Raw genomic sequence first — 8011 nt, 5'->3', positions numbered from 1 at the left:
CCCCCCCCCCCCCCCCCCCCCCCCCCCCCCCCCCCCCCGCCGCTCACCCTGAGCGGCAGACACTCGTCAGTCGTTGACGAGCGAGCGCAGCACGTACTGCAGGATGCCGCCGTTGCGGTAGTAGTCGGCCTCACCCGGGGTGTCGATGCGGACGACCGCGTCGAACTCGACCGAGGTGCCGTCCGCCTTGGTCGCGGTGACCTTGACCGTCGAGGGCGTCGTGCCCTCGTTGAGCGCCGTGACGCCCGAGATGTCGAACGTCTCGGTGCCGTCCAGGCCCAGCGAGCCCGCGGACTCCCCGGCCGGGAACTGCAGCGGCAGGACGCCCATGCCGATCAGGTTCGAGCGGTGGATGCGCTCGAAGCTCTCGGTGATGACGGCCTTGACGCCCAGGAGCGCGGTGCCCTTGGCGGCCCAGTCGCGCGACGAACCGGAGCCGTACTCCTTGCCACCCAGGATGACGAGCGGCGTGCCGGCCGCGGCGTAGTCCTGCGCGGCGTCGTAGATCGTGTCCTGCGCGTTCTTCACGAAGTTGAACGTGAAGCCGCCCTCGACGTTGTCGAGGAGCTGGTTGCGCAGGCGGATGTTCGCGAACGTGCCGCGGATCATGACCTCGTGGTTCCCACGGCGCGAGCCGTAGGAGTTGAAGTCGCGACGCTCGACGCCGTGCTCGGCGAGGTACACACCGGCCGGCGAGTCCGCCTTGATGGACCCGGCAGGGCTGATGTGGTCGGTCGTGACCGAGTCGCCCAGCTTGGCCAGCACGCGGGCACCCGAGATGTCGGTGACCGGCGACGGCTGCGCCGACATGCCCTCGAAGTACGGGGGCTTGCGGACGTAGGTGGACTGCTCGTCCCACTCGAACGTGTTGCCCTCGGGGGTCGACAGGGCGCGCCAGCGCTCGTCACCCGTGAAGACGTCCGCGTAGTCCTTGGTGAACATCGCGCGGTCGATCGAGGAGTCGATCGTCGCCTGGACCTCTTCCGGCGTGGGCCAGATGTCGCGCAGGAAGATCGGCGAACCGTCCTCGTTGCGTCCCAGCGGGTCGTGCTCGAAGTCGAACTCCATGGTGCCCGCGAGGGCGTACGCGATGACCAGGGGCGGGGAGGCCAGGTAGTTCATCTTGACGTCGGGGTTGATGCGCCCCTCGAAGTTGCGGTTGCCCGAGAGCACCGAGACGACCGACAGGTCGTGCTCGTTGACGGCCTCGGAGACCTTCTCGTCGAGCGGGCCCGAGTTACCGATGCACGTGGCGCAGCCGTAGCCCACGAGGTGGAAGCCGAGCTTCTCGAGGTAGGGCCACAGGCCCGCCTTCTCGTAGTAGTTCGTGACGACCTGCGAGCCCGGTGCCATGGAGGTCTTGACCCACGGCTTGGCCTCCAGGCCCTTCTCGACGGCCTTCTTCGCGAGCAGGGCCGCGGCGAGCATCACGGACGGGTTCGACGTGTTGGTGCACGACGTGATCGAGGCGATCGCGACCGCGCCGTGGAACAGGTCGAACTGCTTGCCGTTGGTGTCCGTGACGGGGACGGTCCGGCGCCCGTTGGCGTGGATCGCGGGCGAGTCGGAGGCCGGGAAGGACTCCTTCTCGGCCTCGTCCACGACGTCGACGACCTCGGGGGCGTAGGTCGGCAGGTCGCGGGCGAAGGCCGACTTGGCGTTCGAGAGCTCGATGCGGTCCTGGGGACGCTTGGGGCCGGCGATCGAGGGGACGACCGTCGAGAGGTCGAGCTCGAGGTACTCGGAGAAGACCGGCTCGACGTAGCTCGGGTCGGTCGGGTCGAGCCAGAGGCCCTGCTCCTTGGCGTAGGCCTCGACGAGCGCGAGCTGCTCCTCGGAACGACCCGTCAGGCGCAGGTAGTCGACCGTGACCGAGTCGATCGGGAAGATCGCGGCGGTCGAGCCGAACTCGGGGCTCATGTTGCCGATCGTGGCGCGGTTGGCCAGCGGCACGGCCGCGACACCGGCGCCGTAGAACTCGACGAACTTGCCGACGACGCCGTGCTGGCGCAGCATCTGCGTGATCGTGAGGACCACGTCGGTCGCCGTGACGCCCGAGGGGATCTGGCCGCTGAGCTTGAAGCCGACGACGCGCGGGATGAGCATCGAGACGGGCTGGCCGAGCATCGCCGCCTCGGCCTCGATGCCGCCCACGCCCCAGCCGAGCACGCCCAGGCCGTTGACCATGGTCGTGTGCGAGTCGGTGCCGACGCACGTGTCGGGGTAGGCCCTCAAGACGTCCCCGTCGGCAGTGCTCACGGTACGCGTCATGACCGTGCGGGCCAGGTACTCGATGTTGACCTGGTGGACGATGCCCGTGCCCGGGGGGACGACCTTGAAGTCGTCGAACGCCGTCTGGCCCCAGCGCAGGAACTGGTAGCGCTCGTGGTTGCGCTGGTACTCGAACTCGACGTTGCGCTCGAACGCGTCGCGGCGACCTGCGACGTCGATCTGCACCGAGTGGTCGATGACCATCTCGGCGGGAGCCAGCGGGTTGATGCGCGACGGGTCGCCCCCGAGGTCCGCGACGGCCTCACGCATGGTCGCGAGGTCGACGACGCAGGGCACGCCCGTGAAGTCCTGCATGATGACGCGACCCGGCGTGAACTGGATCTCGGTGTCGGGCTGGGCGTCCGGGTCCCAGGCGGCGATCGCGCGCACGTGGTCCGCGGTGATGTTGGCGCCGTCCTCGGTGCGCAGGAGGTTCTCCGCGAGGATCTTCAAGCTGTACGGGAGGCGCTCGGCGCCTTCTACCGCGGAGAGACGGAAGATCTCGTACGAGTTCTCACCGACCTCCAGTGTTCCCTTCGACCCGAACGTGTCGACGCTGCTCACGGTTGCTCCTTCTACCTGGCGAGGGTGGTGACGACCACCGCGGCCGGGGCACCGCGCGGGCTCTACGGCCCGCGCCGCGCGCCCGGCACGGCAGGTCGTCGAATGACGATCAAGATGGTTCTGGGGGGCTTTGCCCAGCCTACGCCGGGCCCGGCGACGCACCGAAATGTCGCCGACACACAGCATAGCGCATTTATCTTGACGTCAAGATATCGGCCCGGGCGTGGACACCCCCGCGAGCCGCGGCGTGAGCACGCGGTACACGCCCTCGATCGCGGCCCACCCCACGACCACGGCGACACCGATCACCACGGCCTCGGACGCCGTCGGGACCTCGAGCGCGAAGAAGTCGCGGACCCACGGGACCGCGACGGCGAGCAATGCGCAGGCCGCGAGCGCCGCGACCAGCGCGACCTTCCACCCGTTGACCGGGCGGGCCTGGATGCCCACGATCCACAGCGAGACCCCGATGAGCACGAGCGTCGACGCCGAGCGCGCGTCACCCGTCCCCACGAGCGGGCGCAGGTACCCGTACACGGCCAGGATCACCGCCCCGATCACCACGCCCGCGGGGACCGCGAAGCTCAGCACCCGGCGCAGGAAGCCCGCGAGGTACCGGCGGTCGTTGGGCGGCAGCGCGAGGAAGAACGCGGGGATGCCGATCGTGAGCGACCCCGCGAGGGTCATGTGCCGGGGCAGGAAGGGGTACGGCCACACGAGCAGCACGACCGACACCGCGAGGATCGCGGCGTACGTCGTCTTGGCGAGGAACAGGCTCGCGACGCGCTCCATGTTCGCCATGACCCGGCGCCCCTGGCCCAGGACACCGGGCAGCGTCGCGAACCGGCCGTCGACCAGCACGACGCGCGCCACGGCCTTGGTCGCGGGCGCGCCGTTGCCCATCGCGATCCCGAGGTCGGCGTCCTTGAGCGCCAGGGCGTCGTTGACTCCGTCACCCGTCATGCCGACCACGTGGCCGCGCGACTGGAGCGCGTGCACGATCGCCCGCTTCTGCTCGGGCGTCACGCGCCCGTACACGTCGTGCGCGTCGACGACCTCGGCGAGCTCGTCCGGGTCGGCGGGCAGGGACCGGGCGTCGAAGCCCTCGACGCGGACCCCGTCGCCGTGCAGCCCGACCATGGTCGCGATGGCCGCGACCGTGTCGGGGTTGTCGCCCGAGACGACCTTGGCCCGCGTCCCCTGGCGGCGGAAGTACTCGAGGGTCTGCGCGGCGTCGGGGCGGATGCGCTCCCCCAGCACGGCGAGCAGCGCGGGCACCAGGTCGTCCGGGAGCGGCGCCTGCGCCGTCGGGAGCCCTGCCGGGGCGTGGGCGAGCAGGACCACGCGCGCACCGCTCCCCGCCGCCTCGCGGACGCGGGCGAGCGCCGCGGTCGCGGGGGCGTCCGAGCGTCCCGCGAGCAGGATCTCGGGGGCGCCCAGCACGAACGCGCCCGCGCCCGTGCGCAGCGCGCTCCACTTGCGGGCCGAGGAGAACGGGACGGTCCCGCGCACGGTCGCCGCGGTCGTGCCCGTGAGCCCGTCCGCGAGCGCCCTGGACGTCGCGTTGCCGTCCGGGTCCGCCGCCAGGGCCGCGAGCGCCTCGCGCGCGCCCTCGACGGGCGCGAGGTCGCGCAGCCCGGTCAGGGCGACGTGCCCGTCGGTGAGGGTGCCCGTCTTGTCGAGGCACAGGACGTCGACGCGTGCGAGGACCTCGACCGCGGGCAGCTCCTGGACGAGGACCTGCTGGCGTGCGAGCAGCGTGGCGGCGATCGCGAAGTTGAGCGAGGTCAGCAGGACGAGACCCTCGGGGATCATCCCGACGACGCCCGCGACGGCCGCGACGACGCCGTCGCGCCACGTCCCGTCCGCGATCGACTCGCGCACGCCGCCCGTGTAGTGGAGCTGGCTCCAGAACAGCAGCAGCGAGATCGGCACGATCCCGAACGAGACGACCTTGAGGATCTTGTTCACGCCCTCGCGCAGCTCCGAGCGCACGACCGAGAACCTCTTGGCCTCGGACGTGATGCGCTGCGCGTACCCCTCCTCGCCGACCCGGACCACGCGGGCGACCGCCGAGCCCGCGACGACCGCGGACCCGGACAGCACCTCGTCGCCCACCGCCTTGCGCACGGGCCGGGACTCCCCCGTGAGCATGGACTCGTCGACCTCGAGGCCCGTGACGTCGAGCACGCGGGCGTCGGCCGGGACCTGGTCCCCGGTCGCGACGTGCAGCACGTCGTCGAGGACGACGTCGTCGACCGCGACGTCCTGCTCGGTCCCGTCGCGCACCACGCGCGCCGACGGGGCCGTGAGGATCGACAGCCGGTCGAGCGTCCGCTTCGCCCGGTACTCGGTCACGATCCCGATCCCGGCGTTGACGACCACGACGAACCCGAAGACCGCGTCGGGCCACCGCCCCGTGAGCAGCACGAGGACCACGGCGACCGCGAGGATCAGGTTGAAGAGCGTGAAGACGTTCGAGCGCAGGATCGCGGCGAGCGAGCGCGAGGTCGAGCGGGCGACGCGGTTGGTCTGCCCGGCGCGGACGCGCGCGGCGACCTCGGCGGCGCTCAGGCCCGGGTCCGCGCCGGCCCCGGTCCCCTGCCCTGCGCCCGACGGCGGAGCGCCCGCCGGACCGTCGGGTCCGGTCGCGGGGGCGTCGTCGTCGGCGAGACTGCTCACCCGTCGATTGTGCCCGTCGGGGGGTGCGGATGCCCTGGCGAGGCGGGACGGACGGGCCGCCTCACAACCAGCGGTGGCGCTTGAAGATCAGGTAGAGCGAGAAGCCCATCGCGACCATCGCGAGGACCGCGAGCGGGTACCCGTAGGCCCAGCCCAGCTCCGGCATGCGGGCGAAGTTCATCCCGTAGACGGTCCCCACGAGCGTGGGTGCGAACAGGATCGCCGCCCAGGAGGAGATCTTCTTGACCTCCTCACCCTGCGCGAGGCTCGTCTCCGACAGGCGGCGCATCTCCTCGTTCTGGTGCTGCGCGACGAGCGTGGCCTGGACCATGAGCGCGTTCTGCAGCAGCACCCGGAACGAGTCCGCCTGCTCCGCGAGGCGCAGCGAGTGGTCCAGCACGTCACGCAGGTTGCGCTGGAGCTCGATGTCGACGTCGTACTTCTCGAAGCCCCTCTCGAGCGCCTGGAGGATGCCGACGACCGGGTGCGTCGCCCGCTGGAACGAGATGACCTCCCGGGACAGCTCGTAGATGCGTCGCGAGACGGCCGGGTCGCCGCTGAAGAGCTGGTCCTCGATCTCGTCGATGTCGTTCTGCAGCCCGGCGACGACGGGTGCGTACTCGTCGACGACCTGGTCGAGCACGGCGTACAGGATCGCCTCCGGGCCGAGGCGCAGGAGCTCTGGCGCGGCCTCCAGCCGCTGGCGCACGGCCCCCACGTGCGGGGCCTCGGCGTGCCGGACGGTCACGACGAAGTCCGGCCCGACGAAGACGTGCAGCTCGCCGAACTCGACGCGCTCCTCGTCGTCGAGGTACCGGGCCGGGCGCAGGACCACGAAGAGGATGTCGTCGTAGCGCTCGATCTTGGGCCGCTGATGGGCTGCGATCGCGTCGTCGACCGCGAGATGGTGGAGGGAGAACTCGTCCGCGACCGCCCGGATCTCGGCCTCGCTCGGCCGGTAGAGGCCGATCCACGCGAGCCCGTGACGCTCGCGCAGGGTCTCGAACGTCTCGTCGAGGCTCGTCGGGTTGGCCGTGCGACGTCCGTCGACGTAGACCGCGTTGTCGACGATGCCCATGAGTCCTCCACCGGTCGGTCGCGTCCGGAGCGGACCGCGGGGACCATCATGGCAGGCCTGCTGGTGGCCGGTCGCCGGCCGGGCGGGCGCTACTCCTCGTCGAACGCGGTGCTCGACGGCTCGCCGCTCAGCGGGGTGACCCGCTCGGGGACGTCCTTGCGCGGGCGGTAGACGACCTGGGCGTGGAAGACGAAGCGCAGCAGGAACGCCACGACCAGGGTCAGGGCCTGCGCGAGGACCGGGGGCATGCCCGTCAGGACCACGAGCCAGTGCAGGAACGGCAGCCGCACCGCGGCCTCGATGCCGTTGAACGTGAAGGACTGCGCGGCACGCTTCCACACGCTGCGCCCCTCCGAGCGCAGGTCGTGGAACACGAAGTGCTCGAGCAGGAGGAAGTTCGTCACGATGGTCACCGCCGCCGAGACGACCGCGGCGGGCATGTAGTGCACCCCGAACTGCTCCAGGCCCCACATGATCGCGAGGTTGAGGACCGCGCCGAAGGCTCCCACGAGGGCGAACGTCGACATCCGTCCGAAGCGCAGCGCCGTGAGCTGCTGCAGGTACCGCAGGCCGTTCGCGAAGGTCGCCTTGGACTCCCCCGCGAACCGCTCCCCGAACACGAACGGCTCCTCGACGACCTCGACCTTGTTGCGGGCCAGGATCTCGAGCAGGATCTTGAAGCCGCGGGGACGCAGCGCGGCGAGGTCGATCGATGCCGTGCGCACGGCGAAGAACCCCGTCATCGGATCGGTCACGTTCCGCAGCCGGACCGGGAACATGGAGCGGGCCAGGAGCGAGGACGCCGTCGACACCAGGTGCCGCCACCGCCCGTCGAGCCCGCCCGCGTCACCGCCGCCGACGTACCGCGAGGCGACCACGACGTCCGCGCCGGTCGACAGGGCGGTCTCCAGGAGGACGGGCACCATCTCGGGAGGGTGCTGCAGGTCACCGTCCATGACGACGACCCACTCCCCGCGCGCGTCGCGCAGGCCCTCGACCACCGCCCCGCTCAGCCCGCCGACGGGCTCGTCGCGGTGCAGCAGGCGCACCGGGATCTGGGCGGACGCGGCCACGCGGCGGATCACGTCGGGCGTGTCGTCCCGCGAGTCGTCGACGAACAGCACCTCGGTGTCGATCCCGTCGACCGCCTCCCCGAGACGGCGCACGAGCTCGGCGACGTTGGGACCCTCGTCGAACGTCGGCACCACCACCGTGACCTGCATGCGCCCTCTTCCGCTCCTCGGGCCGGTGCGTTCCGGCGCGTCCACCCATCGTCCCCCGAGAAGCCGAGGGACGACAGGCGAGCGCGGGTCGCACTCGGTCCCGGCCGCTCGCGGCCTCGCCCGGCCGCCCGTCGCGCGCGTCCCGCGAGCGTGACGTGACGGCTGGGCCGCCCGCTCCTGCGCGTGCGGACGA

4 protein-coding genes are annotated in these 8011 nt (G+C 71.4%); all 4 read right to left on the bottom strand.

All coding sequences use genetic code 11. The features are described from left to right. Positions 1–66 precede the first annotated feature (66 nt). The 4 genes from acnA to H9623_RS10010 all read right to left on the bottom strand — a co-directional run bounded on the left by acnA (position 67) and on the right by H9623_RS10010 (position 7818). Positions 67–2835 carry an aconitate hydratase AcnA gene (gene acnA / locus H9623_RS10025; RefSeq protein WP_193719907.1) on the bottom strand — a complete coding sequence of 923 codons (2769 nt, stop codon included), beginning with the start codon at positions 2833–2835 and terminating at the stop codon, positions 67–69. 204 nt (positions 2836–3039) lie between these two features. After that, positions 3040–5517: an HAD-IC family P-type ATPase gene (locus tag H9623_RS10020; RefSeq protein WP_193719906.1), complete on the bottom strand. Its 2478-nt coding sequence runs from the start codon at positions 5515–5517 to the stop codon at positions 3040–3042. A 61-nt stretch (positions 5518–5578) separates the two neighbouring features. Then, the gene (locus H9623_RS10015; RefSeq protein ID WP_193719905.1) at positions 5579–6595 is read right to left on the bottom strand and encodes a magnesium and cobalt transport protein CorA; all 1017 of its coding nucleotides are present in this window, start codon (positions 6593–6595) and stop codon (positions 5579–5581) included. Between the two features lie 89 nt (positions 6596–6684). Further along, a complete protein-coding gene (locus H9623_RS10010) occupies positions 6685–7818 on the bottom strand; it encodes a glycosyltransferase (protein ID WP_193719904.1) in 1134 nt (377 codons plus the stop codon). Positions 7819–8011 lie beyond the last annotated feature (193 nt).

The sequence above is a fragment of the Oerskovia douganii genome (genome assembly GCF_015142735.1).
Classification (GTDB): domain Bacteria; phylum Actinomycetota; class Actinomycetes; order Actinomycetales; family Cellulomonadaceae; genus Oerskovia; species Oerskovia douganii.
This window is presented reverse-complemented; position numbering and strand designations above follow the sequence as displayed.

Bases quoted from the DNA above. Each gene is read 5' to 3' on its own strand.
- H9623_RS10015 (WP_193719905.1), bottom strand. From the start codon at position 6,595: ATGGGCATCGTCGACAACGCGGTCTACGTCGACGGACGTCGCACGGCC.
- H9623_RS10010 (WP_193719904.1), bottom strand. From the start codon at position 7,818: ATGCAGGTCACGGTGGTGGTGCCGACGTTCGACGAGGGTCCCAACGTC.